Origin of the sequence: Photobacterium kasasachensis (assembly GCF_050336885.1) — a bacterium.
In the GTDB taxonomy this organism is placed as follows: Bacteria; Pseudomonadota; Gammaproteobacteria; order Enterobacterales; family Vibrionaceae; genus Photobacterium; species Photobacterium kasasachensis.
Genome location: NZ_JAKJSH010000017.1, coordinates 30,815 through 55,266, shown reverse-complemented (window position 1 = coordinate 55,266; position 24,452 = coordinate 30,815). Strand labels below are relative to the sequence as shown.

Annotated in this window: 24 protein-coding genes and 1 pseudogene; 14 read left to right on the top strand and 11 right to left on the bottom strand. The window is 45.8% G+C overall.

What is annotated here, in order from left to right:
• The first annotated feature begins 1 nt into the window (after position 1).
• The 5 genes from L4D19_RS21825 to L4D19_RS21805 all read left to right on the top strand — a co-directional run bounded on the left by L4D19_RS21825 (position 2) and on the right by L4D19_RS21805 (position 3,394).
• Entirely contained in the window at positions 2 to 409 is a 408-nt protein-coding gene (locus L4D19_RS21825; RefSeq protein ID WP_428454230.1) for a hypothetical protein, read from the top strand.
• Positions 399 to 1,088, top strand: coding sequence for a hypothetical protein (locus L4D19_RS21820; RefSeq protein WP_428454229.1), 690 nt, complete (start codon positions 399 to 401; stop codon positions 1,086 to 1,088). The genes L4D19_RS21825 and L4D19_RS21820 overlap by 11 nt, the downstream gene beginning before the upstream one ends.
• A gap of 136 nt (positions 1,089 to 1,224) precedes the next feature.
• Positions 1,225 to 2,070 carry an enoyl-CoA hydratase/isomerase family protein gene (locus L4D19_RS21815; RefSeq protein ID WP_428454228.1) on the top strand — a complete coding sequence of 282 codons (846 nt, stop codon included), beginning with the start codon at positions 1,225 to 1,227 and terminating at the stop codon, positions 2,068 to 2,070.
• 198 nt (positions 2,071 to 2,268) lie between these two features.
• Positions 2,269 to 2,529, top strand: a complete 261-nt coding sequence (locus L4D19_RS21810; protein WP_428454227.1) for a hypothetical protein — start codon at positions 2,269 to 2,271, stop codon at positions 2,527 to 2,529.
• A gap of 349 nt (positions 2,530 to 2,878) precedes the next feature.
• Positions 2,879 to 3,394 carry a GrpB family protein gene (locus tag L4D19_RS21805; RefSeq protein WP_428454226.1) on the top strand — a complete coding sequence of 172 codons (516 nt, stop codon included), beginning with the start codon at positions 2,879 to 2,881 and terminating at the stop codon, positions 3,392 to 3,394.
• A gap of 78 nt (positions 3,395 to 3,472) precedes the next feature.
• On the opposite strand, the pseudogene L4D19_RS21800 reads toward L4D19_RS21805, so the two are convergent.
• Positions 3,473 to 4,915: pseudogene (locus L4D19_RS21800) on the bottom strand (chitinase); the annotation flags it as partial.
• 654 nt (positions 4,916 to 5,569) lie between these two features.
• The gene (locus L4D19_RS21795) at positions 5,570 to 6,811 is read right to left on the bottom strand and encodes a leucine-rich repeat-containing protein kinase family protein (RefSeq protein ID WP_428454225.1); all 1,242 of its coding nucleotides are present in this window, start codon (positions 6,809 to 6,811) and stop codon (positions 5,570 to 5,572) included.
• 137 nt (positions 6,812 to 6,948) lie between these two features.
• On the opposite strand from L4D19_RS21795, the gene L4D19_RS21790 reads away from it, so the two are divergent.
• Positions 6,949 to 7,479, top strand: coding sequence for a GNAT family N-acetyltransferase (locus L4D19_RS21790; RefSeq protein WP_160655052.1), 531 nt, complete (start codon positions 6,949 to 6,951; stop codon positions 7,477 to 7,479).
• A gap of 243 nt (positions 7,480 to 7,722) precedes the next feature.
• The gene (gene trpS, locus L4D19_RS21785; RefSeq protein ID WP_428454224.1) at positions 7,723 to 8,763 is read left to right on the top strand and encodes a tryptophan--tRNA ligase; all 1,041 of its coding nucleotides are present in this window, start codon (positions 7,723 to 7,725) and stop codon (positions 8,761 to 8,763) included.
• Between the two features lie 41 nt (positions 8,764 to 8,804).
• On the opposite strand, the gene L4D19_RS21780 is transcribed toward trpS, so the two are convergent.
• A complete protein-coding gene (locus L4D19_RS21780) occupies positions 8,805 to 9,458 on the bottom strand; it encodes a glutathione S-transferase (protein WP_428454223.1) in 654 nt (217 codons plus the stop codon).
• 169 nt (positions 9,459 to 9,627) lie between these two features.
• On the opposite strand from L4D19_RS21780, the gene L4D19_RS21775 reads away from it, so the two are divergent.
• From L4D19_RS21775 to L4D19_RS21765, 3 genes are all read left to right on the top strand, one after another.
• A complete protein-coding gene (locus tag L4D19_RS21775) occupies positions 9,628 to 10,380 on the top strand; it encodes an MBL fold metallo-hydrolase (RefSeq protein ID WP_428454294.1) in 753 nt (250 codons plus the stop codon).
• A gap of 209 nt (positions 10,381 to 10,589) precedes the next feature.
• Positions 10,590 to 12,098 (top strand): peptide MFS transporter, encoded by a 1,509-nt coding sequence (locus tag L4D19_RS21770; protein WP_428454222.1) that lies wholly within the window; start codon positions 10,590 to 10,592, stop codon positions 12,096 to 12,098.
• 287 nt (positions 12,099 to 12,385) lie between these two features.
• Positions 12,386 to 13,894 (top strand): peptide MFS transporter, encoded by a 1,509-nt coding sequence (locus L4D19_RS21765; RefSeq protein ID WP_428454221.1) that lies wholly within the window; start codon positions 12,386 to 12,388, stop codon positions 13,892 to 13,894.
• Between the two features lie 65 nt (positions 13,895 to 13,959).
• Here L4D19_RS21765 and L4D19_RS21760 read toward each other — a convergent pair whose 3' ends face one another.
• On the bottom strand, positions 13,960 to 15,453 hold the full coding sequence (locus tag L4D19_RS21760) for a multiheme c-type cytochrome (RefSeq protein WP_428454220.1): 1,494 nt from the start codon (positions 15,451 to 15,453) through the stop codon (positions 13,960 to 13,962).
• Positions 15,454 to 15,709: 256 nt separating this feature from the next.
• Between L4D19_RS21760 and L4D19_RS21755 the strand changes: the two genes are divergently transcribed.
• The gene (locus tag L4D19_RS21755; RefSeq protein WP_428454219.1) at positions 15,710 to 16,093 is read left to right on the top strand and encodes a spore gernimation protein; all 384 of its coding nucleotides are present in this window, start codon (positions 15,710 to 15,712) and stop codon (positions 16,091 to 16,093) included.
• Between the two features lie 70 nt (positions 16,094 to 16,163).
• Here L4D19_RS21755 and L4D19_RS21750 read toward each other — a convergent pair whose 3' ends face one another.
• Positions 16,164 to 16,568, bottom strand: a complete 405-nt coding sequence (locus L4D19_RS21750) for a nitrous oxide-stimulated promoter family protein (protein WP_428454218.1) — start codon at positions 16,566 to 16,568, stop codon at positions 16,164 to 16,166.
• Positions 16,569 to 16,802: 234 nt separating this feature from the next.
• Here L4D19_RS21750 and L4D19_RS21745 point away from each other — a divergent pair, with 234 nt between their 5' ends.
• Positions 16,803 to 17,096, top strand: coding sequence for a hypothetical protein (locus L4D19_RS21745; protein WP_036826689.1), 294 nt, complete (start codon positions 16,803 to 16,805; stop codon positions 17,094 to 17,096).
• Positions 17,097 to 17,505: 409 nt separating this feature from the next.
• A complete protein-coding gene (locus L4D19_RS21740) occupies positions 17,506 to 18,147 on the top strand; it encodes a thiopurine S-methyltransferase (RefSeq protein ID WP_428454217.1) in 642 nt (213 codons plus the stop codon).
• Positions 18,148 to 18,227: 80 nt separating this feature from the next.
• On the opposite strand, the gene purT is transcribed toward L4D19_RS21740, so the two are convergent.
• Complete coding sequence (gene purT, locus L4D19_RS21735; protein ID WP_428454216.1) at positions 18,228 to 19,403, bottom strand: formate-dependent phosphoribosylglycinamide formyltransferase; 1,176 nt, start codon at positions 19,401 to 19,403, stop codon at positions 18,228 to 18,230.
• 228 nt (positions 19,404 to 19,631) lie between these two features.
• Between purT and L4D19_RS21730 the strand changes: the two genes are divergently transcribed.
• The gene (locus L4D19_RS21730) at positions 19,632 to 20,030 is read left to right on the top strand and encodes a hypothetical protein (RefSeq protein ID WP_428454215.1); all 399 of its coding nucleotides are present in this window, start codon (positions 19,632 to 19,634) and stop codon (positions 20,028 to 20,030) included.
• A gap of 146 nt (positions 20,031 to 20,176) precedes the next feature.
• Here the strand turns inward: L4D19_RS21730 and L4D19_RS21725 are convergent, their stop codons facing one another.
• The 5 genes from L4D19_RS21725 to L4D19_RS21705 all read right to left on the bottom strand — a co-directional run bounded on the left by L4D19_RS21725 (position 20,177) and on the right by L4D19_RS21705 (position 24,446).
• Positions 20,177 to 21,145, bottom strand: a complete 969-nt coding sequence (locus tag L4D19_RS21725; protein WP_428454214.1) for a TAXI family TRAP transporter solute-binding subunit — start codon at positions 21,143 to 21,145, stop codon at positions 20,177 to 20,179.
• Positions 21,146 to 21,306: 161 nt separating this feature from the next.
• Positions 21,307 to 22,203 carry a DMT family transporter gene (locus tag L4D19_RS21720; protein WP_428454213.1) on the bottom strand — a complete coding sequence of 299 codons (897 nt, stop codon included), beginning with the start codon at positions 22,201 to 22,203 and terminating at the stop codon, positions 21,307 to 21,309.
• 131 nt (positions 22,204 to 22,334) lie between these two features.
• The gene (gene cdd, locus L4D19_RS21715; RefSeq protein ID WP_428454212.1) at positions 22,335 to 23,222 is read right to left on the bottom strand and encodes a cytidine deaminase; all 888 of its coding nucleotides are present in this window, start codon (positions 23,220 to 23,222) and stop codon (positions 22,335 to 22,337) included.
• A 205-nt stretch (positions 23,223 to 23,427) separates the two neighbouring features.
• Complete coding sequence (locus tag L4D19_RS21710; protein WP_428454293.1) at positions 23,428 to 24,105, bottom strand: CidB/LrgB family autolysis modulator; 678 nt, start codon at positions 24,103 to 24,105, stop codon at positions 23,428 to 23,430.
• A gap of 2 nt (positions 24,106 to 24,107) precedes the next feature.
• The gene (locus L4D19_RS21705; protein WP_160655010.1) at positions 24,108 to 24,446 is read right to left on the bottom strand and encodes a CidA/LrgA family protein; all 339 of its coding nucleotides are present in this window, start codon (positions 24,444 to 24,446) and stop codon (positions 24,108 to 24,110) included.
• Positions 24,447 to 24,452: the final 6 nt, after the last annotated feature.

Here is a 24,452-nt window from a genome sequence, read left to right as displayed (position 1 = left end):
GATGAATCGATGCACATTGACCCTGATATCTTTGATGCTAGTTAGCCGAACCATGCCAGTACTAGCTTCAGACAGTCAGATTTTACGGCACATTGAAGCCCTTAGCCGAGATTATTACTACGTGCATATCGAAAAGCCTGCACGGCCGTTTCAGGTTAAGGATATAGTCGGAGGCGAGCATGAGAATAAGTACCATATCCTAGGTTTTAAAGGTGATTCCTTTATTATTTCGCTCGAGTCAGCAGAAGGTGAGGCAGGGTACTCGTTGTATGGCGATGGGTTTGAAAGAGTAAGGGAAAAGCACGGTGATAGGGTAACCGTTCAGGGCACCCAAATCTGGATTAGTATTGGTGTGTCAGCAACGCCTTATGCGGAATATATATTAACGGTAAAAAAGCATGAGCAATAAAATCGTTCACCAACAACACACATTTCGAGTTCAAACAAAAGCCTTGCTTGATTTATTGCCAACACTTAAGGCTGAACTGTATTTTGCGGGATGTGATGAGAAGTCTCGTCTCCTGCAGCGTATCGATCAGGTATACGGTGAATTAACCCAGTTTCAGGCATTACAGCCAGAGATACTGGGCTCAGATTCATGTAATGGTGATGATCCCATCCACTTACTGCAGCAATATGAGTTTAGCGAACCGGTTTATCACTCTGATGGGGTGGGGCATATTCAGGTACAGGAAAGCGCCCCGCCATATCCTTTGGAAGCGTTATTACAACAAATAGAAGAAAGGAAAGAATGGGATGTTTGTTTCTTGATGTTCGAATCTCAGTCAAAGAAGTGGTTGTTGGATTTTGCGGAGCACCTGGAAAATACTGCGTCATATCATACCGATTGCAACATTGTAATTAGTCAGATTTTAACGGATAGAAATGATGTCATTACTTTGCTGCAAAATGCCGATAGATGGTATTGGGATAATGCAAACAGGCACTTAATCCCTGCTTTGACTAAATCTGTCGATGCATTGCTAAGCTACCATGAGTCAGATGTTCTACAACGGGAAATTGATAACAGCATTTTAACTGGATTGAAGAGCCGTTTAGATAGGCTCTACATGAAGGAGAATCCTTAATTATTCCCATAAACACCTTGAGGTTGCTTGGGTATAAAGGATTACGATGGTGTTATTGTGACCTCTGTTGCTTATCATTTGGATAGTGATGTAGTAGGCTAATTGTTACGATATTGTTTTAACAGGGAAAGGTATTGTGAATGACCTGAGTTTAACAAGTATTGCAGCCAGCCACCTCTTAACCCGTCTCACCGATGGGGTGCTTATCATGACAATGAACCGACCAAAGAAACTCAATGGTTGGACATTGGATATGATGGATGCACTTGGTGAAGCCTTTGTAAAGGCGAATACTAGCGAGGCCGTCAAAGCCGTTGTTCTGACTGGCTCCGGCAATTATTATTCCGCCGGAGTTAACCTGGGGGGCTCTCTTAAGCTCATGCACCCCAAAAAATTGCGCGAGTTAATCGTAAAAAATAATAAGGCTCTATTTGAGCTTTTCCTTAACTGTGAAAAGCCTCTGTTAATTGCTGTGAATGGCCCGGCAATTGGTGCCAGTGTTACTGCATCCACCTTGGCAAATAGTATCATTGCGTCCGAAAATGCGACTTTCTCAACACCATTTGCGGCACTGGGTATCACACCGGAAGGGTGCTCAAGTGTTCATTTTCCCCGTCTAATGGGAGAAAAGAATGCACAGCGCATGTTGGGAAGCGAAGGCTGGAAACCTAAGGCCACGGAAGCGTTAGAAGCCGGTTTGGTTCAAAAGGTTGTACCCCATGAGCAATTAATGAACGAAGCTGAACGCATTGCACGAGGCTGGGTGACTAACCAAGAACCGCGACAATTTATGGCTGGAAGTCAGTTGGACGAGCTGAAAAAAGCTAACGCTCGGGAATCTGAGCAACTTGCTGATGCTTTTCTCGGTGCAGACTTTCTAAGAGAGCAATCACGTTTTTTATGGAGCAAGAAAAAGTATGCCCCGTCGGTGATGTTCTTTTCGCTATGGAGCTTAAGACCCTTTTGGGCCCGTTTAATATAGCTTTCCATTAACGATTGGCGGCCAGATAGTGCCGCCAGCGCTTGATTTCGTTATTGAAATCAAATTTTTCTCTTTCTATTTCACCAGTTTGTAAGACTAATAAGAGCTTCGTCAAATTAATATTCAACTAGCTTGATATTATGATGAGCCTTCAAATGTAGAAGGTAATAATAGATTGGTAAATAAGGGAGCTGCGTAATGAAATTTGTCGCTTGTTTCGTGCATATATTGCTTTGGCTGAAAGTCGCGGTATCGCCAGCCTTATTAGGGGCGTTTTTGGGTGGGATGATTTGTTTTGCACTGAATGAAATAGTTCTCCCCGTCATTGCTATCTGTACCGGATTTGGTGTCGTATTGGGTATTATTTGGGCAGAGAAAACACGCCGAACGGTAGGGTTGTCTAAGTTCCATGGTCGGTTAATTGGCCATCCTGAAATTGATGGTTCAAAAAGCAAATAAAGTCGCTGTTTGCTGGCTTGGTTGTTACGTTTAATTAATGCTTGAAATAAAGTATTACAATTGTCGCCTATCGTATAGGTTGCGTTCACATTATTGGTTGATGTTAGACTTTTTTATTCGCTAGTGTTGCAGTATTGATTTAGTATTTGCACGTGAAAAGTTTCAGATCTTAAATAGACTCCCAATTAAATTCAGTCTTTTATGGTGTAAATTCCTCCAGAGACCGATGATTTATCGGCTAGAGCAATTTATAGCTCTGATTGGGCGAATATTGGGTTTAATCGTATTTAATTTGGCGAGTGTATTCTTCGCATCGCTCATGCTGGCGATAAAAGCTATAGGGTAAACGGTGAGTAAGCGAATAATAGAAGTAGTTGACTATGATCCTAAGTGGGTTGAGTTGTATGAATTAGAAGCGACGGCGATTAAAGATGTACTAGGAAATGCGGCTGTCAACGTTCACCACATTGGTAGTACGGCGGTAAAGGGGTTAGCGGCTAAACCCATTATCGATATTCTTGTAGAAGTGACTGATTTGAATTATGTGGATTTACTTACTTCAGAGTTGGTTTCACTTGGTTATGAAGCTATGGGTGAATTTGGGATAGCTGAGCGCCGTTTTTTCCAAAAGGGTGGAAATAATCGTACCCATCATATCCATGTCTTTAAGGCTGGTGATGAAAACGGCAAGTTGCACATTACGTTCAGGGATTACCTGATTGCTCACCCTGAGATAGCAATCGAATATGGTGAACTAAAGAAGAAGGTTGCACTTGAGTGTGATAATAATCCTGATCGCTATAGTGCAGGGAAAAACTATTTCGTGAAGTATCATTTGCTACAGCTGCTTAAACTCCGTAAATAGCGTTAAGGGTAGCAAACTAAAAAGACGAAGCCACCTTCAGCGAAGGTGGCCTGTAACGATTACCAAATCTTTAGATCACACCTTTTTCCAAGGTCCTGAAGCGCTGCTGGTTTCGGGGTTGTCACCTTGCGTCCACCACTTGGCTTCGTAGGTCACACCATTCACAACCACGCGATCGCCGGTATTGTAGACTTTATTTGAATCCCAGGCATTGCCTATAGGATCTGTCGGATCTGTGCCAGGATCTGTTGGCGGCATGGTATCGACGACACGTACCTGAGGCCAGTTGGCATGGGACTCATAGAAGTTGGTAATACACTTCTCGTAGTCGCCGGGAACCAGCGCCGAATAGGCCGTTTGATACCCAACCAGTTCACACTCGAAAGAAACCCCTTCAGGGCGATCCGGGTAGTATTTCCAGTTAGCCTCCCAGTTAGTGTAAAGCACATCTGTTGAGCCATTCAGGTTCAGGCTGCCATAAGGCGTCTGTTGCCAGCAGGTGTTGCTTTCATCCGCTTCGATAGGAATATTGTAGTGTGCAGATAAGCCTTCCCAGTAACGGATCCGGTTTACAGGCTGGCCTTTATATCTGTTTTGCTCGCCACACTCGATACCGCCGTTAATGATATTGATTGTGGTACCAAACCCGTAGCCAATTCCGGCTTCTTTCTCGGCTTTGGATGGTACCCAGGTACGGTCGATAACGTGCAGCATTGCAGGTTTAGGGGCCTGAGGAGTAAGGAAGAACCAGATAGCAGAAGAGAGGTTGAGCCAGGTATCAGCAACGAGAGCGGGGTTATTCAACAGTACCGTGGCATCGCCGTCGTACATGACTTCAGAGAAGGGCCCATAGTTGAAGTGGTAGGATAGCTGCTTGGCACCGCGACCAAAGTATCCCTGTCCTGGTGAGCAAGGCCAGCGCTTATTTTGCCAGTCATTCTGGCCGCAGCCTGTGGTATAGCCCGGTTGGCCTTCCTGCCAGCCCATTTCACGAACGTGAACCAGCGCTTGTTGCCACTCCTCAAGTCCAAGTGGGTTGTCCCAATAGTTGTCCTTCGCTATGTGACCACCCGTTTCCTGTGCGAAGTGGGCAAATGCAGTGATAATTGACTTCTTACAGATCGCGTCAGAATCACGGCCATCGGTATACTCACCACAGAATGCCGGGAACTTACCTATAGCGCGCAGGAAGCGGGTATAGGTGTATTCGGGCGCTGCCATATGAGTCAGGAAGTCCCAATCTGATTGGGGGAAAACGCGTTCAACGCGTTTGACATTTTCAGGGTTGCTGGCAAGACCGGGTTCAATGGCTTCTACTATTGTGTTCGGACGGGTCGCAAGCGCCTTAGCCCAGACTTTATACATAGGATCTGCCGTTTTAGCTTGTTCTGCGGCTACGACATCAGCTTTCGATACAATATAGCCAGTGGGGTTTTGCGGGTCGGGTTGGGGACTCATGGCATAACTGCTTGCCGCTATACTGCAGCCGATTAAGGTAGACAGAAGCTTTAGCTTTAACATGTGAAACTCCTTGTAAGGGACAGATATTGGATGTGTTATTACTACGATTGACAGCAGTACCTATACCTGAGGAGAGGATGAGTTTGTGACACACAGTAAACCAAGGATTAAAAGCATTTCCTTTTATTCATCATGTTCGCCTTTGGTAAAGAGACTGAATATCACTCACAGCTTTCAGTCTTAATTACTGTCTAACCACGCAGCGACTTCACTATAGAACTTAAAATTGAATATTCTCAATATTTTGTTCTTCATTAAAATCATCTTCAAAGGACCAAGTTAAAAGTTTATTTGTCTAAATGTTATAAGCATGAAAAGAAAGAGTAGTGTGAAATTTAATCCGTTCTAATAATTCAGATTAATATTCTGATGGGGTGAAGGTGTGCTTGTTTCTGTATCTGCGAGTGAATTCAAATGAATAATTGGGAAGTTGTATTGTTTTTATAGGTGAATGTTATTTGTGTTGATTTTTTGCTTAAGAGAAAAGCTTGAAAGCTATCAATGTTCAGTGGTTTGCGGTGGGGGAACTATATAGCGTGTGATAGTTTGTCTCTAATATAGGCTGAAAATGAAGCCGCTTAATGAGCTGGTAGAATACTTTATTGTCAAAAGGCATTGCAATAGTGCTGAAACAATGCCTTTCTGTTATATCGCTTAGTTAGCTATTTGCTGATTAAGCTGGATGTATTGATTGGATAGTTTGTCTTCTTCGGCGCAGACACTTAACAGATCGTCGATAAAGTGGTTAAGCGCTCGTTGTTCAATCTGTCTGATCTTCTCTTGCTGTGTTTCAGTGAGCATGTGGTACATGGTCGCGGCACCGAAATCTCCAAAAATGATGTTGGCTTCTTCGTCAAAAAGCGTGTTGTGCGCGTACAAGTCGCCATGACTCACCTTATTGATGTGCAAATGGTCAAAGAGATCCTTCATTTGAGCAACGATCTTATCTATCTCGTTTATAGACAGCGTAAAGCCGGGAGGGAAAGTATCACGGGTGCAACTGTCCAGGCATGGCGGAAAACCCAAGTTGCTGTAATGCGACGGGATCAGCCCCATAATCAGTGCCGAGTAGTCTTCTTCGTTGACCTGAGCCAAAGACTGGACCAAATTAGGGTGTCTGCCTACTTTCAGGCAAGCTTTTAGTTCATCCTCAGGGTAACCGTCACTAGTGACCTCACCCTTAAAGACTTTTACGGCTATCTCGCTTGGGAATTCGGCTTGAGGCTGGCTCCACACGGCTTTGGAAATAACACCGGATGCACCTTGACCGAGCACTTCTTGCAAGTTATAGCTGGATGAAGCCACTTCAGGGACTGAGTGCATATCGAGATCTGATTGGCTGAACGGGTTCCCCGAAAAAGCAAGCCAGGCAAGCTTCGGCAGGTTTAGTAGATGCTCAGGGCATTCAACCAGTTGGTTTGCCGAGATACGAACCAGTTCGAGGTTGGTTAACTGAGCCATGGTCTGTGGTAATTCTGTTAACCGGTTACCGGCAAGGGCCAGCTTCTGCAGTCGAGGGCGCTCGCCCAGTGAATCGGGCAGTGTCTCGACACAGTTATCCGTCAGGATAAGCCAGCGCAGTTTTTCCGGCAGGGCGTTTGCCGGAACGTTAGAGATTTTGTTTGCCTTGAAACCAACCATTTCGAGGTTAGGGCATTTGCCGAGTACTTCGGGCAGAGTTTCAAACTGGTTGTTCGAGGCAAAAATAATTTTAAGCTTCTGAAACTTGGCCAATTCATCAGGTAATGATGTTAATTGGTTACCCGATAAATCAAGGATTTCTAAACTGTCAGCCAAAGAGAATATTTCTTCTGGGAAAGTTGTTAGGTTTTCTGATAGTTTTAAGTGCTGAGTGCCTGATAATTCACCAGATTTTAGCTGAGATAGAGTATGCAAAATGATGGACCATGAATGAGAGGGACATAAAACGGCTCGTAGTCTACAAGAAAGTAAAGCAAATGGTAAGTTGGTGTTGCTAACTTGCCATGAATTCAATACTTAATTACCTGTAAATGATAAGGAGTGGACTGTATATGCAGAGTGAGAGAATCAAACTAGTACCACCTTCAATGGATTTGGCCCAGCCAATGTTAGAAGCTATTCGAGCAAGCCAACACGAGCTTAGCGAGTATTTGCCTTGGGTACCACATGCGCTAACTGAATCCGAGTCTATCAAAAACATGCAAGAAGCGATTGATAAGTATGAGCGCTTTGATGGTGAGCTTCGGTTATCCATTCTGCGAAATAGTGATTCGAAGTTTCTTGGTGCGATTGGGCTAATTATTCGCGATAAATCGGTGCCATTTTTTGAAATTGGCTACTGGCTAAATACCAAAGAAACAGGCAAGGGGTATATTACTGAAGCGGTTTCCCTGATAGAAGACTATGCATTTAACGAGCTGAAAGCGTTGCGTTTGGAGATTCGGGCTGCTGAAACCAACAGTAATAGCCGTGCGGTTGCCGAAAGGTGTGGTTATCATCTTGATGCCACTTTGGTAAATGATCGTCGGCTGCCTTCCGGAGAGCTGTCCAGTACGGTTATCTACAGTAAATTGGCTCGGTAAAAAGTCTGATTTGGCAGTTAGATAAAGACAAGTTCAGTAATTTGACGAAATTATATCTTGAAGCCAGGTTTATTGCTTGATAGATTCGAGCAATGAACTTAAATCATACGTATCTAATCATTTCAATTTCTTGGTGGCGCTCTATTAAATAGAGCGGCGCTGAATCACATCTATTCATTGCCGTCGGAAGACTGACAATGAATACCTTCACTATGTCTCCGGCGGTCTATTTAGGAGACAATTATGCAAAATCAATTTCAATCTAACTTACAGTCTGATGATCCGGTAGATAAAATACTGACCGGCGATCGTGCAACAGGACAACTTCACATTGGTCATTATATTGGTTCGCTGCAACAACGGGTCGAGTTACAGCACAAATATCAACAGACTATATTAGTAGCCGATCTTCAGGGGCTCACAGACAACGGTAATAACCCGCGTAAAGTCTCTTCCAATATATTGAATGTCGTAGCGGATTATCTGGCGGTTGGTATAGATCCGTCGAAAACTACTATTTGCCTGCAATCTGCGATCCCGGCACTGGCGGAGCTGACCATGTATTATTCAAATCTGGTATCAGTAGCGAGGTTACAAAGAAACCCGACGGTGAAAAATGAAATTGCCAGCAAATCTTTCGGTAGCTCTATCCCGACAGGTTTTTTAATGTATCCCATTAGCCAGGCGGCTGATATAACAGCATTTATGGCAACACTAATTCCTGTGGGCGATGATCAGTTACCGATGATTGAGCAAACGAATGAGATAGTCAGAAAGCTCAACAGTATTGCCCAGGAAGAAATACTGGTGGAGTGTCGCCCGCTATTAAGCAAGGTACCACGACTTCCTAGTACAGACGGCAAAAGTAAAATGTCTAAATCAATGGGAAATTGCATCTTGCTGAGCTCAAGCGAAAAGGAGATATCGAAAGCGGTAAAATCTATGTATACCGATCCTAATCACCTCAGAATTGAAGATCCCGGCCAGGTAGAAGGAAATGTTGTTTTCACTTACCTAGATGCTTTTCACCCGGATATAAACTATGTCAATGAGTTAAAGGCTAAATACCAGCAGGGTGGTTTGGGCGACGGGACGACGAAAAAAATATTGGAAGAGTGCCTTCAGGAAATTCTAAAACCGATAAGAGAGCGCCGGGAGATGTTTATTGCTGACAAAGCACAGTTAATTGACATTTTGCGACAAGGCAGCGAGAAATCACAGGACGAATCGAATCAGGTACTAAACAGCGTAAAGAAAGCCTTTGGATTAAACCTGTTCGGATAATGATCTTTAGTAATTTTAAACAGAGATCTTAAATGCTAGTGCTAACCTCCACCAAATAAGAACTCCTGATGGCTATCTGCCCACTGTGGATACTGGGTCATTGCGATTGAATAGATTGGGTTCTGATAGTGGGTGTTTAGCCACCGGTGTAGGTTTGGATAGGGGGCGTTGATAAACCACTTGCGGTCGACACGTGAAAATTGGCGAAGAAAGGGAAGGAGGGCGTAGTCGGCCAAACTCGGACGCGCGCCCATTAGGTAGTCGTATTTGTTGAGGCTTTGTTCTAGCGGGGAAATAAGGTCTTCACATTGCTGGCGATAAGCCCTCTCGGCGCTATCATGATAGCGAGCAGCCGTTTTGTATTTTTCCAGGGCATCGACAAAATCGATGTCGTTGCGCTTGATTATGGCCAGCATTGACGCTAGGGCTTCAGGTTGCTTGCTATTTAACAAGTTGTTGGGGTCATTTTGCTGTAAAGCCCAGAGCATTATATCCAGGCTTTCGTCAATGACACGGGAGTCCTCAAAAACCAATACCGGCACGGTGCCTTTGGGGGAAGCCGCCAGTAGTTCTGCAGGTATGTTTTTCATTACAACATCACGCAGCCTGACCGTCTGCCTGGCAAGCAGCAACGCTATTCGTGCGCGCATGGCATAGGGGCACCTCCGTAAAGAGTAGAGTATTGGCCGCGACATGTGTGTCCCCTTGAAATTATCCAGCTAAATTTATAGTAGATTGAATTTGATGAAGTTCCTACTGTAAGTACAGACAATGAAGAGTGCCGATATTCTTGAATGGTCGGATGAGTTGAACCATACTGGTTTAATTGAGCGATTTATTTTCAAGGATGAAAACACAGCGCATATGAGACTACATAAACTGGAAGGCTACATTCAGTCGATATATTTGGCTGAGTATCAAGACAAGTTGTTGTTACTTGATGGGTGTAGCCGTGCTGATATACACCAGATCAAACATTTTATTGTCGGAAAACTGCATCGGCCATTTAGTGATTTAAAACTGGTTGTTGTTACGCATATGCATCCGGATCATGCTGGAGCTGCCAACACACTGCGTGATTTAACGGGCTGTAAAATTGCAGCCGCGAATGTGCCGGGTCAGTGGTATGCCGGTATTGACGGGAGGCTAATGCACTTTACTGATATGTTACTGGCAAAGTGGGTAGCCAAACGAATGAGGAAGCCCCGCCGTAATATATGGTACTCGTGTAGGTTAGAGCCTGATTACAGGTTGGATGACGGCGAGCCGTTGCCTGGTTTCCCGGAATGGGTGGCGCTTTTTACTCAGGGCCATACCGATCGGGATTTGTCATTGCATCATTTGCCCACAAATTGTATCTATGTCGCCGATCTGATGGTCAAAGTGAAAGGCCGTTTTATTCCCCCGTTTCCTGTCTTCTATCCTAATCGATACCGAAACTCGATAAAGAAGGTTATCGATTTAGCGCCTTCATCCATTATTCTCGCTCATGGTGGTGAAGTTTATCCATCCGAGCAAGAGTTCCAACATCTGCTCGACCGTGCACCGACGGTTCCTATGACTCATTGGCGATCAGTTAAGTCAAAATTTAAAAAAGCTATTCGGAAAGCAGCTTGAACAAACATCGCGAAATAGATTAAACAGCCTAGTCTATCGAGCTTGTGCTCCTTAAACATGCTCCGAAACCAGCAATTTCGTATCTAGATCTCAATTACAAATGAAAGTGCAATAGTGATGTGCCATTTGTTTAATATTGAGATCTGATCATGAAATTATGTTTCACATTGTGTTAGCTTTTGTGGTGCATAATGTTGAAGGAGTATTATATGCAAGATGCAAACGCTAGGTTTCCTCTTACGGCCAGGATATTAATCCTTAGGCAATTCCTTTGGGGAGCCGCTTTCTATGGTACGTATGTCTTATTAACGAAATTCTTTCTGGTTGAGCTAAATTATAGTGAAGCCGACACGATTATGATGCTGGGGGCATTTGGTGCGGTTGGCCCTGTATTCTCAGCTGTCGGCGGTTTTGTCGCCGACCGATATATTGGTGCATTCCGGGCGGTGTATATCGGTTATACCGCTTATACAATCGGCTTCTTTACGCTTGGCCTTGGCGCTTCCCAACTCAATATTCCGATGAGTATTTTCGCCATTGCTTTAATTGGCTATGCCCGAGGGCTGTCAGCAACTTGTCCGACAGTGCTGTTTGGTAACTCCTATTCGGCGACGAATCGAGAGTCGTTCCAGCAGGGTCTAACCATTAACTATTCGATAAACAACCTGGGCTCATTTTTATCGCAATATTTATTCCCGTTTATGGTTGCGTATCTTGCCTATCAGGGTAACTTCTTTATTTCATCATTCCTGATGATGTTAACGCTGGTTTTATTTTTTACTTTCAGAAAACGATTTGTTGTTGCCGGTAACGATTTAGACAAACGTCCCGTTAGCATGAAGGTGTGGGCTGGTTTCATTATCGGCTCGGCGATCATGCTTCGCTTGGTGTACTTTATCTTCGATAACCTGGAAGTCGGCAAATACTTTCTGTATTCGCTAGGTGTCGTAGTTATCTTGTATTTCATCTATGAGATAACACGCGCAACTGTCGCCTATCGTTATAAGATGTGCTGCGTACTCATCATGATTTTTGTTTTCATGGTGTTCTACTTCTACTATGGCCAAATGCTGACGTCGATGAACATCTACGCCATTAACCTAATGGGTGATCAGCTATTGGGCTTCATTCCAATTAGACCTGAATCAAACGTCGCGTTTAACCCGCTCTGGTGTTTTGTATTGGGTGGACCGGTTATTTTTCTTTATGACTGGTTGGAGAGAAAAGGGTTTTCACCAACAATTCCGACCAAGTTTGTGGCTGCATTCGGTCTGACTGCAATTGCATTTGCGCTATTGGGTCTATCGACCAGCTTTGTCGGCGAAGACGGAAAAATCTCTGCCGACTGGATTTTATGGGTGAACTTCTTCCAGTCGTTTGCCGAGCTGATTGTGGGTGCGCTGGGCGCCGGCTTCATTTTTGAAATGGTACCGCGCTACTTGTCTGCGTTCTCGATGGGGCTTCGTGCTGTAGCGCTGTCATTGAGTGGCATCGTCGCGGCGGTGATATCGACCAAGATTGCCTTGCCCAAGGATCAGGTGTTGACGCCTGAAATTATCGAGGGTGTCTATGCCAGTTATTTCTATAACCTGGCTATTCTTGCGGTTGTAATGGCCGTTGTCACCTTGGGCCTGTCTAAAGTGATCGCCAAACTGATCCGCAAAGGTGAGGAATTGGAACAACAGGAAGCTGGGAAAGATATTGCAACTGATCATTAATAACGACGTTTAAATAGGTCGAGCGCCAGCCAGAAGGCTGGCGCTTTCTATTGGCACTATCCAGCCTTGCCTGGTGTCAGATTCCCTTTGAGTATCCTTTCTTTGCGATATGTGTCATTTGTTTCCTAAGCCTTTCATCCGCTATTGACACTTTTCATATCAAGATCTCATAAATGCAAGAAAGCGCATATCCGATATGCCATTAATCTAATAACAACGTTTCGATCATGAAACGATATCTTGCATTATGCTACTTTTCGCAGCGTATAATATTAAAGGAGTTTAGGATGCAAGATGCAAACGCTAGATTTCCGTTTATGGCTAGAGTTTTAATCCTACGTCAATTTTTGTGGGGTGCGGCTTTTTACGGAACTTATGTACTACTAACAAAGTTTTTTCTTGAAGAGTTAAATTACAGTGAAGCAGATACCATCATGATGATGGGTGCTTTTGGTGCCGTGGGACCGGTCTTTTCAGCTGTCGGCGGTTTTGTTGCTGACAGATATATTGGCTCGTTCAGGGCGGTCTACATTGGTTATACGACTTACACCATCGGCTTTTTCCTCCTTGGGTTAGGGGCCAGCGATCTGAATGTTCCTCTGAGTATTTTCTCCATAGCTTTAATTGGTTATGCCCGTGGCCTTTCGGCAACCAGCCCAACCGTCTTGCTCGGGAACTCTTACTCGGAAACTAACCGTGAATCATTCCAGCAGGGTTTAACGGTTAACTATTCAATCAATAACCTGGGGTCGTTCTCATCCAAGTATCTGTTCCCGTTTTTGGTTGCCTTCCTTGCCTATCAAGGTAACTTCTATATTGCATCCGGCTTAATGTCGCTGACACTGGTGCTGTTCGTTATCTTCCGTAAGCAATTTGCGGCGGTGGGCAACGATATTGACCGTCGTCCGGTTGACCTTAAAACATGGGTTTGTTTCGTAGTAGGCTCGGCGGCAATGCTAGGCTTGGTATTCTGGGTGTTCTCAAATCTGGATGCTGGTAAATACCTACTGTACGCCCTGGGTGCGTGTGCGATCTTGTATTTCATTTATGAAATTACCCGTGCAACCGCAGCCTACAAATACAAGATGTGTGGCGTTCTGATCACTATCTTTATTCTGATTGTTTTCTATTTCTATTATGGCCAGATGCTCACTTCAATGAACATCTATGCGATAAATTTGATGGGCGATCAGCTACTGGGCTTCATTCCAATCCGTCCGGAATCTAATGCGGCGTTCAACCCGCTATGGTGCTTCATTCTGGGTGCGCCTGTGATTTACATTTATGCTTGGCTGGAGAGAAAAGGGTTTTCACCAACAATTCCAACCAAGTTCGCGGCTGCCTTTGTATTTAGTGCCATGGCTTTTGCTCTGTTGGGTCTTTCTACCCACTTTGTCGGAGATGATGGCAAGATCTCAGCAGACTGGATCCTTTGGGTTCATTTCTTCCAGTCGCTGGCTGAACTGATTGTTGGCGCGCTAGGTGTCGGTTTCATCTTTGAGATGGTGCCACGTTACCTGTCGGCGTTTGCTATTGGTCTACGCTCTGTTGCGCTGTCGCTCAGTGGCATTCTGGCGGCTGTGATCTCGACAAGGATTGCACTGCCGAAAGATCAGGTGTTGACTCAAGAGATCATTGAAGGCGTGTATACCAGCTACTTCTATAATCTAGCGATTCTTGCTGTAGTGATGGCATTTGTAACCTTGCTGTTGTCTAAAGTGATTGCGAAACTGATCCGTAAGGGTGAAGAGTTGGAGCAGCAGGCCTCAGGCAATGATGTTGCGACTGATCACTAATACCCGGTAATAAGCTTCAAACGCCAGCCATTGGGCTGGCGTTTGTGTTTTCAGCCCAGATTAAGTTACTGATTCATTGCTACTGCACTATTGGTGTCCTTAGCCTCAACCGATATGGTGGCTTTGGTTGATGTCATGTCGACGATATCGACTTTCAGTTTTCCTTTCCCGAGTAACTCATCGACCAGTTTCTGCGGGAATGGCCAGTACTTCAGGTTGGCATTAAGGGTGATATCGCCTGTCACTTCTTCCGGAACAAGGAAGGTGTAGTCAACGACCGAGTATCCGTTAGGCAGAATTCGAGTGTCCGACAGTATTCGGTCCACTTCCCAGACATTGAGATCCACCACATTGCCGTTGGCATCGCCTAGAGTGACTTTAAAGTTTTGTGTTCCTGCTTCGGTGTGTCCGTCTACGATGGCCCCAGAACGATAGATTGAAACCTGGTTTTCAGCTTTGGCATCGAAATCTACCCACACTTCTCGTCCTTCAGGAAAGCCGGTAGGCAATTTGTGCCCGGCACCGACATTGGCCACTTTGACCTTGATGGTCGCCAACTGGCCGGGAGTGAGTGACTCAGGGAGTTCGATAAACTCGATAGTTGCAGCGGAGCGAAGCATTTCGCGAGCAAGCTCGGCGCTGTCGGGATTTCCAAAATACTGATGCAGAGTAGAGTTACCGCCGGTAAATTCATGAGAATAAATGTGATCGCGTTCTTTGCCCATAATGGCAGAGCGGCCTGGGTTGTCTTTAATGCCAGGCCCAGGTGTCATGTGGCAGTCCTGACAGTGAATACCTTTTTCGTTGTACGCACTTTCTTGCCATTCGTCGTAGGTGCGCTCGATGGGCGTACTATTGAAAGGGTGAGAGACGTTATGGCAGACCGAACAAAATTCCGATTTGGTATGAAGATCGGAGAACTCGGTCTTATGATAAGGCGATACCGCATCGGTGCGCGGCCCTAACTTCACGTGCTTCTCTTTGTTGGGAGAGAGGATGTAGGCGCCGTTATCATTACCGCTGATGCCTACAATGTTATGGCATACCTCGCAGTTGACGCCGGGAAGGTGTTCATCGCTATCAAGCATTTCTGCCGTTGCCTGCATGCTGGTCATTCCGATTGGGCTATGACAGGCAATACAGAAATTATCAACTTGTCCATCTGTGGCTTTGCTGGCTCGCCTGAATAACGCTTTGTAGATAGGATCCTCCCACGAGTTTGCCATCACAGAACGTTCCCACTGCTGGTAAATCTCATTGTGACAGCCTTTACAGATTTCAGGGTTTTCGAACATATCTGGGGTGAGTTGCTTGCCATTCGTTGTTGCTCGCGACGGATAGAATGGCATTTGCTGTTCTATCTGCTGCTGAGTTTCTGGCTTGTGAGGTTTCAGCCACTTTTGCATATCTGATGTGGCATGGGAATTAAACGAACTAAGGATGAACAGGCAACAGATAACTATTGCGCCCGTCATTAGGTGTGGTGATACCAGCTTGTTTCGCTGATTATTTTGATAATACTGAGTAAGCCAACTAATCGTTGTTTGGATATTGCCCATAGGAGTACCCGCTGAATGTTTCTATGTGATACCTAATAAAACTGATGCCTAATAAAACAGACTTAGTTTAGGCCGGGTAAAAAGGAGAAAATGTCCCGAAACTGCAATAACCTCACTAGTGAAATGGTTTATTGATTGAGAGTGACTTGAAGTCTGTTGTAGCGCAGTTGAGCAATAATTATTTAGAATGAAGCACATAAAAACGCGATATGATTTGGATAGGCGAGTCATTTGTTCCTTATATCAGGAGATGAAAGTGAAGAGAGCTTTTGCAATTGGTATGTACATGTCTGGTTTTATGTTGTCTGCCTTGGCGCTGACGGGCTGCGGCGAGGAGTTGAAGCTAACGGTTACCCCCGTTAAGAATGTCGAGAATGTGCAGGTTACCAACCTTAATCAGCTTGATGTGTATTGCCAAACCGGGATCTGTCAATTCGATGTCACGGCCAACCAGCAGGCTAACATCACCGTCAACATGCACTACAGCGAGTCCCGGGTTTTCGAAAAAATTGAGGGTGTCAGCGTAACTGGCAAGCTGGGCTCATCTGTAGTGATGGTCGATGAGAATACATTTACATTGGATGTTTCCGGAGAGCCTGAACCATCAAAACTGCTGGTTGTTGATTACTATCGTAATTAGGCCAAGAATGTAGCCAAGACATCACTCTAACTCGTCTTGGCTAATAGTGTTATTGCGGCTTGTATTTGGGTTAGTGATTCTCTGTTTTTTCTGCTTGCTTTCGCTTGTGTCGGTTGGATGCATTGGCTGCCGGTTTGTCAGGGATCGGTCGTTTTTCCGCGATAAGGTGACGTATGGCTAACACAGGATGCTTCAATAACATTCTCGGTCCTGAATAGCGCATGATTTCCCGTGACAACTGTCTATAGTCGGTTTTGTAACAATGGATAGGGCAGAGACGGCATGTTGGCTTTTCTTCGCCATACGGGCATCTATCCAGCCGCGTATGGGCATACTGGAGAAAATCCTCACATTCTTCACAAATCCCGGCGGTGTTGTGGTGATCTTTACAGTAGATTTTAACCATTGCCTCGATGGTTTTATATTCGGTTTGAAGGCTTCCGAATAGAATAATTGTTTGGTCTGCTTGAGTCATAATGGTTTCTCTACAGCATAAATCTTACTGAGATGCACTAAACATATATTTATAATATACCTACAACTATACGCCGAAAACATGATCTAAATCGTGATTTATATGACAAGAATGCTGAATGTTGTTATGAACATGAAAAAATTATGGCTTTTATCGCACTAAATCACCATGCATGGGTTGATTTCATTGGGTTTGAGCAGTAGTATCCGCTCCTCTTTTTTTGTGGTGGTGTATATGAGCAGATTTGAGTGCCTTGAAAGAATTGTCGACGAATACCGTAAGAAAGTTCGTGACGCGGAGTTTAATAAACAGAATGACAGTGAAGTCGCTAAAGTCCTAGTTCTGCTTGTCGGAAACTCTATGTTCAACTTGGCAGATGAATTTGCAGATTGGGTAAACCGTGGTGGCGATCGCAGCTACGGTGGTAAGTTCTTTGTCTCTAAGCAGCTAATGACGTTGCTTGAGCCTGTGACTTTCCGCGGTGTAACTGTACGCCGTGATTCGATCAAGCTGTTCAGAATTTCCTAATTGTCCGGTTTGTATCGTTTGTTCAATGACTCTCATAAAAGAAAAATTGAAGAACAAATTTATAATCTCGCCTAGCGCAGTCTAAGCCAGATTAGTAGAAAAGGATGCTTCGGCATCCTTTTTTGCATCTGAACGCTGAGAAACGAACACTTTCCGTAATACTTATTGATAATAGCTTTATTTGTGCCTGTGATTGATTATAGAGCGATTTGGTGGTGTTTTGTGCGCATTGTTGTTGTGATTCGTTTGAGGCGCTCAGAAGGCGCCTGAGGCGTTTATGGGCGGTGGCAGTGTTTCCGGTTAGCTGAGGGCGTACCGAATGCTGGATCAGAGCAACAAACTATGGTCAGATAGCGGCCATAGAGATAAATACAAACGTAAGTAAAGTCAGTTAAGAGATTCTAATAAGATGGATGCAGAATTTTGGCATAGCCGCTGGGCGGAGAACCGTATCGGTTTTCATTTAAGTGACATTAATCCAGTACTAACGAAGTATTGGCCTAGGCTAAACACGACACGTACCGATACCGTGTTGGTGCCTATGTGCGGTAAATCAGTTGATTTGGCCTGGCTGGCTGAAAAACATGATAATGTTGTCGGTATTGAGCTCAGTGATATTGCGGTACGGGCGTTTTTCTCCGAGCACTTTTATACGCCGATGGTGACATCGATAGGTAATGGTCAGACGCTCTATGAGTTCGATGAAATTACCATTCATTGTGGCGACTTTTTTGCCACTCGTGTTGAGCCTGTCGATGTGGTTTATGATCGTGCGGCATTGATTGCGATGCCTGAGAACATGCGCAAAATGTATACGGAGCACTTGCTTTCGATGGTGAAGGCTGGTGGACGTATTTTGCTGGTTACTCTGGATTATCCGCAGCCAGAAATGGATGGCCCTCCGTTCAGTGTCACCAAAGATGAAGTTGAGCAGCTGTTCGCTGGTTGTAAGATCACCCACCTTGATCGCGACGATGCCGATGAATCACACCCACGCCGTCAGCGTGGACTGTCACGTTTTGCAGAAGAAGTGTGGCTGATCGAGCTGTAGTTAGCCAAGCTATACCCGTAAACAAAAACAAAAAGGAGCCAGTGGCTCCTTTTTTCATGCTTGGCGTATTTGTATTTTTGTTAAAAAACGACTTTGATATCCGAAGCTGTTTCAACCGCGTCGCTGATTGCCTGATCTGTAGTGTCTCGGCGAGTCAGGGCAACGCCTAAACGACGGCGACCGTTAATTTCTGGCTTGGCAAACAGGCGAACCTGCGTTTGCGGACGGGCCAGTGCAGTTGCCAGGTCATCAAACCGGATGTTGTCGGAAACACCTTCAGACAACACAACAGCCGATGCTGACGGGCCGTAGTGGGTGATAGCGTGAATCGGCAAGCCAAGGAAAGCGCGAACATGCAGGGCGAACTCAGATTGATCCTGAGAGATCAGGGTGACCATGCCGGTGTCATGCGGGCGAGGGGAGACTTCGCTGAACAGAACCTCATCCCCTTTGACGAATAGCTCAACACCAAATAAACCATAGCCACCCAGTGCGTTCACTACTTTTTCGGCAACTTCCTGAGCGGCCTTAAGAGCGTCAGCTGACATTTGCTGTGGCTGCCAAGACTCGCGGTAGTCGCCGTCTTCCTGACGGTGACCGATAGGATCGCAGAAATGCACGCCATCAATGGCACGAACGGTCAGCAAGGTAATTTCGTAATCAAACTCGACAAAGCCTTCGACGATGACACGTCCGGCTCCTGCACGTCCGCCTTCCTGTGCATAGTGCCAGGCTGATTCGATGTCTGCCGGTGTTTTGATCACGCTCTGTCCCTTGCCGGAAGAGCTCATGATTGGCTTGACGACACAAGGTGTACCGATGCGCTCAACTGATGCGGCGAAATCATCATACTGATCTGAAAATTCATAAGGGGAGGTTGGAATAGCCAATGTTTCTGCCGCAAGGCGACGAATGCCCTCACGGTTCATAGTAAGCTTGGTCGCATTGGCAGTTGGTACAACATTCAGCCCATCGGCTTCTAGCTCAACCAGCGTATCGGTGGCAATTGCTTCGATTTCCGGCACCACATAGTGAGGCTGTTCCTTGGCAATAACTTGTTTGAGCGCTTTGCTATCGAGCATATCGATAACATGGCTGCGATGGGCAACCTGCATCGCCGGGGCATTGGCGTAGCGATCAACAGCGATAACTTCAAGACCTAAACGCTGACATTCAATTGCAACTTCTTTTCCTAGTTCGCCGGATCCTAGCAGTAGAACACGGGTTGCATCTGTGCGAGTCGCTGAACCTAACATCGAATTTCCTTACGATAAGTATTGATACTGAGCGCGATCATACAGGAATTTAATCATCACGCAATCGTTTGCGTTGTTTGTTTTTGCTTGGTTTTTGCCTTGTTGTTCCAAGGCTATACTTAGAGGTTTCTTTGTAAAAGTTTTGTCATGATTACTGCGGGGCTATCGAGTCTTAGGGGGTTTTTGGTTAACGTAGGCCCATTATTCGTTACCGACAGTATGATTACGATGAAAAAAGTTTTACTAGGCTTGGCGCTTGCTCTTTCCGTTTCAGCACACGCTTCACAAAGCGTCGGGGTGTTTTTTGGTAGCCCGATGAGTGGTATTCAGTACAAGACGAACGATCTTCGATTTTCTCTTGGCCTGGATGATTTTGGTGTAGCGGTAGACAAGACGTTTAACTTAGGTTCACTCGTCAATGACCCTGATCTAAATAGCATGTACACCTTCGTTGGTGCTCAGTACGTCGATAACAAGTATGACAAACTGGGTGTGCGTTCAGGAGTAGGATTCCAGGTGCCGGTAAGCCAGTTTGAACTCTACGGTGAAGTTGGCCCGACACTGTATGTCGTAGAAGACGTTGATCTGGAGCTAGAAGGCGCACTGGGCGTTCGCTATCGCTTCTAAGTGGATTTGAGTTAGTTGCAAACTAAAAAGGCTGGATACTCCAGCCTTTTGTCATTTGTATTGCTTGTGCCGGGAATGCTTGTGGTGTGTAAGTCGCATTCTGTGACGCTGTCACAAGCGTTGTTCTATTGCTAACCCTATTAACTCTATTTTATGAGTTTTGCTTCCTGGTAGTACTGTTTGGCACCATCATGAAGCGGCGCAGACAAGCCATCTTTAACCATTTCTTCTTTCTTCAGATTGGCAAAGGCTGGGTGAAGTTTGCGGAAGGTATCAAAGTTGGTAAACACGGATTTGACGACCTGATAGATCAACGCTTTGTCTGTTTGGGCCGATGAAACAAACGTGGCACCGACACCAAAGGTTTTCACGTCGCTGGCTGAGCCTTTGTACATCCCACCGGGTACTGTTGCGACACGATAAAAGTCATTCTCGGCAATCAGTTTGTCGACCACAGGCCCTGCCACCTCGACAATCACGCTGTCACAGGATGTAGTGGCTTCCTTGATCGCACCGCTAGGGTGGCCAACGGTATAGATCATCGCATCGATTTTGTTGTCACAAAGGGCTTTAGATTGCTCGGATGCCTTCAACTCGGAAACCAGCGCGAAGTCTTTATTCGTCCAGCCAAGGGCTTTCATCAGTACTTCCATCGTTCCTCGCTGGCCGGAGCCCGGATTGCCGATGTTAACGCGTTTCCCCTTTAAGTCTGTGAAGGTCTTAATGCCAGAGTCGGCTCTGGCGACAACGGTAAAGGGTTCAGGGTGAATAGAAAAAACCGCACGAAGTGATTTGAAAGGGCCTTTGTCGGCAAATTTGCTGGTTCCATTATAGGCGTGGTATTGCCAGTCTGACTGGGCGATCCCCAGATCAAGCTCACCAGCCCGAATTGTATTGATGTTATAAATTGACCCGCCGGTACTTTCTACCGAGCAACGGATGCCGTGAGCGTCACGGTCTTTGTTGACCAGACGGCAAATCGCACCGCCAGTTGGATAATACACACCTGTAACGCCACCAGTACCAATGGTGATGAATGATTCTGCGCGTACCGTGATTGAGAAGAGCAAAGAAAAAAGGCTAATGAAAAGAGACGCTAAACCAAGTTGCTTCATATCAGGTTCCTCTGAGTAACAAATTTCTCCGTACGATTGAAAAGTATAGAAGAGATACCGTAACTCACTCAGTTTCTTCGTAATAATGAGCAGTTGTTCTAATTGGCTAGCAAGAAAAAGAAAATCCCCGGCAGGCGGGGATTTTGGGGAGAAGTGATGGGTTAGGCTGCTTCGCTTTTAACGGTTGCCTTTTTATTTTCCCACTGGGTGATAAAGGCGACGGAAGCGATAATAATGGCAGCGCCAAGCCATAGACGGCCCGGCGGTACCCAGCCAAAGACAACCCAGCCAGCCAGTACGTTCAAAGGAAGCTTGGCATGGTCAAACGGCTGAACGAATGAGGCATCGGCAACCGCGTAGGCTTTGGCAATCGACCATTGTGCCAATGCTGTCAGCAATCCGGCTCCGGCAAGCAGTACCCATGTCAGCCCGCTTGCAGGCATAGTGAAGTCCGGCACCGCAAGAAACAGGTTGAATGGCGTGATCAGAATCAGCAGGTAGACAACCATCGTCGTTGGCGAGTCATCGACAGACATCTTTTTCACCATCAGTGAATAGCAGGCCCAGAAGAATGCAGCACCAACAGGCAGTAATGCTGCCCAACTGAACGAGTCGGCCCATGGCTCAAGAATGATCATCGCACCAACAAAACCTGCCAATGTTGCCGCCCAGCGTGCAATACCGACTTTCTCTTTCAGGAACAACCCAGACCCGATAGTGGCAAACAATGGTGAGGTCATAAGCAGCGCAATACCCTGCCAGATAGGCACCGGATAGGCGAGTGCCCACAGCCAGAGCTGAATACCAATTACTGAAAGGAACACACGTAAACAGTGCATGCCAAAGTGTTTGGTTTGCAGTGCCTGCCTTAGACCCAGGCTTCTTAACCAAGGGAAGATAGCGATAAGGGCAATGAAATATTGAATAAGTGCAACAGTGGTTGAGGGCAGGTGAAGCATGACACTCAGGTATTGAGCCAGGCTGTTGACGATAGCAAATGCAAGCCCTGCGGTTAGCATCCAGCTGGCGCCCTGGAGCGGATTGTGGTGATGAGACATGGGTAATATTATCAGTACAGGTAATAAAATCTTACGGCATCATACCCCTGCATAAGAGAGGATGAAACTGATTTAAAAAGAAAAACCGCCATTCGGCGGTTTTTAAATAGTCAGATTATGCTGCGCTACTGTTAAGCCGCTACATAAGTAAGAGGTACATCTGGGTTCAGCGCTTCCAAGGTGTTTTGGGTATCTGCCAGGTGGCTGATAGTGCTGTCTGATTTTTCTACCAGTGCCGCTTCTTCAATGTCTGAAAGCGGGTAGCCAGCCATGTTCATGTTAACCAGTGCAACCTGAAGCGGTGGCAGGCTTGGGTTGAACGCTGCGTTCTCGGCATACTTACCAATGAAGGTTTTACCGTCTTTGGCTTTTAGTGCAACACCACTGAAGTTCTTGGTGTATGGCGCGTGAGAGCCGTTGGCTGCCGCACATGCTTCTTTAATCAGTGCTTCGGTCGCATCGGTTTTCAAACCATGGTCAACGCTCGCCAACAGGGCATCAGTAATGTTCAGATCAGCAGGACCGAATGACTCAGGCAAGTATTCCTGAAGCTTTTTCGCTGCGCGTTCAGGTAGCTGGACAACCAGGCTCTGTGCTGTAGTCAGCTCGTTCATGAACTGGCGACAGTGGCCGCAAGGGCTGTAGTTAATGGTGATATCGGAAATTCCTCTTTCACCCTTCACCCAGGCATGGCTGATTGCAGACTGTTCGGCGTGAATGGTTTGCGACAGAGAAGCACCGACGAATTCCATGTTAGCGCCAAAGTAAAGGCGACCAGATTCACCGCGCACAATAGCACCGACGAAGAAGTTGGAAATCGGAGCAACGGAATAGGCTGCAGCAAGAGGAAGCAGAGCAACACGCAGTTCACTGTCCGTCATCTGTGTCTTAGCGAGCAGCTGTTCGAATACTTCTGGGCTCAAAGTTGCATCAAAGTTTGCATCTTCTAAAACAGGCTTAATTGCAGTCGCCAGATCAGAGGGTAAAGTGCCTAAAGCATCCATCACTTTAGTATGCATGAGTGTTACTCCGTATTGTGTATGGAGAAACATTGTAGGCGCAGTGATTAATTTCATGTGTGATCTTTGTCACAGATACCTAATCGCCGTTACACGCATTACATAAATGAGAGTGGTGTCACACAGATTTTAATTTTCGCGCCTTTATTTATCAATAAGTTAACGATGTATTCGATTACCTGCATATATTGTGAATACTAATGTCTTAGCTGAATAACTTTAAGATTAGTGGAAAAATAGCCGGTGCAAGGATAGATGTCATTACACCGCAGATAACAAGCGCCAGTGAACTGAATGCGCCATCCTGATAGTTTTCTTCCGCCGCTTTTGCCGTTCCAAGGGCATGAGATACCGTCCCCATGGTTAGTCCTTTTGCGATAGGGGCTTCAATCCCCACTAACCGAAATAGCGGGTAACCCAATACCGCGCCGAACAAACCCGCAATAATCACCATGATGGCCGCAATTGCCGGAACACCGCCAATCTGTTCAGAAACCGCCATTGCGATAGGTGTAGTAACAGATTTAGGCAAAATGCTTGCCGTTAGCTGAGGATCGGCACCAAGCGACAAAGCGATGCCGGCTCCGGTTAGCATCGACAGAACACTGCCAGCCAGACACGCGGTGAAGATGACTTTCCATTTTTGTCTGATTTGGGACAGCTGTTCATAGAGGGGAAACGCCAATGCGACGACAGCAGGCTCAAGCAGCGCGTTTAGCCATTTGTTTTGTTCGAAATAGGTCTCATATGGCACGTTCAACCATACCAGCAGAGGAATAATGACAAGCAGGCAGATCAAAAGTGGGTTGACGATAGGGTGCTGAATGTACTTTGAAATATACCGGGCAATATAGAAAACAATTAATGTTGTAGCCAACCAGATCATCATTTTTCCTTGTAGTGAGTCGCCACGCCAATAACCAGAAAAACAATCAGGCTGCTGCCAATGGTGCTGAGTAAAATCGGTAAGGTGTTTGCGGAGAGTAAATCAAGATAGTTCATCAGGCCGACGCCAACAGGAACGAAGAGCAATGCCATGTGGCGAATGAGCAGATGGCAGCCTTCTTTTGCCCAACTGGAAGGGATGAGCCCCATTGAGAGCACGATGAATAGAAGCAACATGCCGATGATGCTACCGGGAATAGCCAGCTGGGTAAGGTGCTGTATCGCCTTGCCGATAAACAGACAAATGAGAATGACAGAAAAGGAACGGAGATATGCCATGAGCCT

What these genes read in the sequence shown, in the direction of transcription:
- L4D19_RS21770 (WP_428454222.1), top strand. Translation starts at nt 10,590, where the DNA reads ATGCAAGATGCAAACGCTAGGTTTCCTCTTACGGCCAGGATATTAATC.
- L4D19_RS21740 (WP_428454217.1), top strand. Translation starts at nt 17,506, where the DNA reads ATGGATGCAGAATTTTGGCATAGCCGCTGGGCGGAGAACCGTATCGGT.
- L4D19_RS21765 (WP_428454221.1), top strand. Translation starts at nt 12,386, where the DNA reads ATGCAAGATGCAAACGCTAGATTTCCGTTTATGGCTAGAGTTTTAATC.
- L4D19_RS21775 (WP_428454294.1), top strand. Translation starts at nt 9,628, where the DNA reads ATGAGACTACATAAACTGGAAGGCTACATTCAGTCGATATATTTGGCT.
- cdd (WP_428454212.1), bottom strand. Translation starts at nt 23,222, where the DNA reads ATGCATACTAAAGTGATGGATGCTTTAGGCACTTTACCCTCTGATCTG.
- purT (WP_428454216.1), bottom strand. Translation starts at nt 19,403, where the DNA reads ATGTTAGGTTCAGCGACTCGCACAGATGCAACCCGTGTTCTACTGCTA.
- L4D19_RS21705 (WP_160655010.1), bottom strand. Translation starts at nt 24,446, where the DNA reads ATGGCATATCTCCGTTCCTTTTCTGTCATTCTCATTTGTCTGTTTATC.
- trpS (WP_428454224.1), top strand. Translation starts at nt 7,723, where the DNA reads ATGCAAAATCAATTTCAATCTAACTTACAGTCTGATGATCCGGTAGAT.
- L4D19_RS21745 (WP_036826689.1), top strand. Translation starts at nt 16,803, where the DNA reads ATGAGCAGATTTGAGTGCCTTGAAAGAATTGTCGACGAATACCGTAAG.
- L4D19_RS21810 (WP_428454227.1), top strand. Translation starts at nt 2,269, where the DNA reads ATGAAATTTGTCGCTTGTTTCGTGCATATATTGCTTTGGCTGAAAGTC.
- L4D19_RS21730 (WP_428454215.1), top strand. Translation starts at nt 19,632, where the DNA reads ATGAAAAAAGTTTTACTAGGCTTGGCGCTTGCTCTTTCCGTTTCAGCA.
- L4D19_RS21720 (WP_428454213.1), bottom strand. Translation starts at nt 22,203, where the DNA reads ATGTCTCATCACCACAATCCGCTCCAGGGCGCCAGCTGGATGCTAACC.
- L4D19_RS21790 (WP_160655052.1), top strand. Translation starts at nt 6,949, where the DNA reads ATGCAGAGTGAGAGAATCAAACTAGTACCACCTTCAATGGATTTGGCC.
- L4D19_RS21760 (WP_428454220.1), bottom strand. Translation starts at nt 15,453, where the DNA reads ATGGGCAATATCCAAACAACGATTAGTTGGCTTACTCAGTATTATCAA.
- L4D19_RS21820 (WP_428454229.1), top strand. Translation starts at nt 399, where the DNA reads ATGAGCAATAAAATCGTTCACCAACAACACACATTTCGAGTTCAAACA.
- L4D19_RS21780 (WP_428454223.1), bottom strand. Translation starts at nt 9,458, where the DNA reads ATGTCGCGGCCAATACTCTACTCTTTACGGAGGTGCCCCTATGCCATG.
- L4D19_RS21750 (WP_428454218.1), bottom strand. Translation starts at nt 16,568, where the DNA reads ATGACTCAAGCAGACCAAACAATTATTCTATTCGGAAGCCTTCAAACC.
- L4D19_RS21825 (WP_428454230.1), top strand. Translation starts at nt 2, where the DNA reads ATGAATCGATGCACATTGACCCTGATATCTTTGATGCTAGTTAGCCGA.
- L4D19_RS21725 (WP_428454214.1), bottom strand. Translation starts at nt 21,145, where the DNA reads ATGAAGCAACTTGGTTTAGCGTCTCTTTTCATTAGCCTTTTTTCTTTG.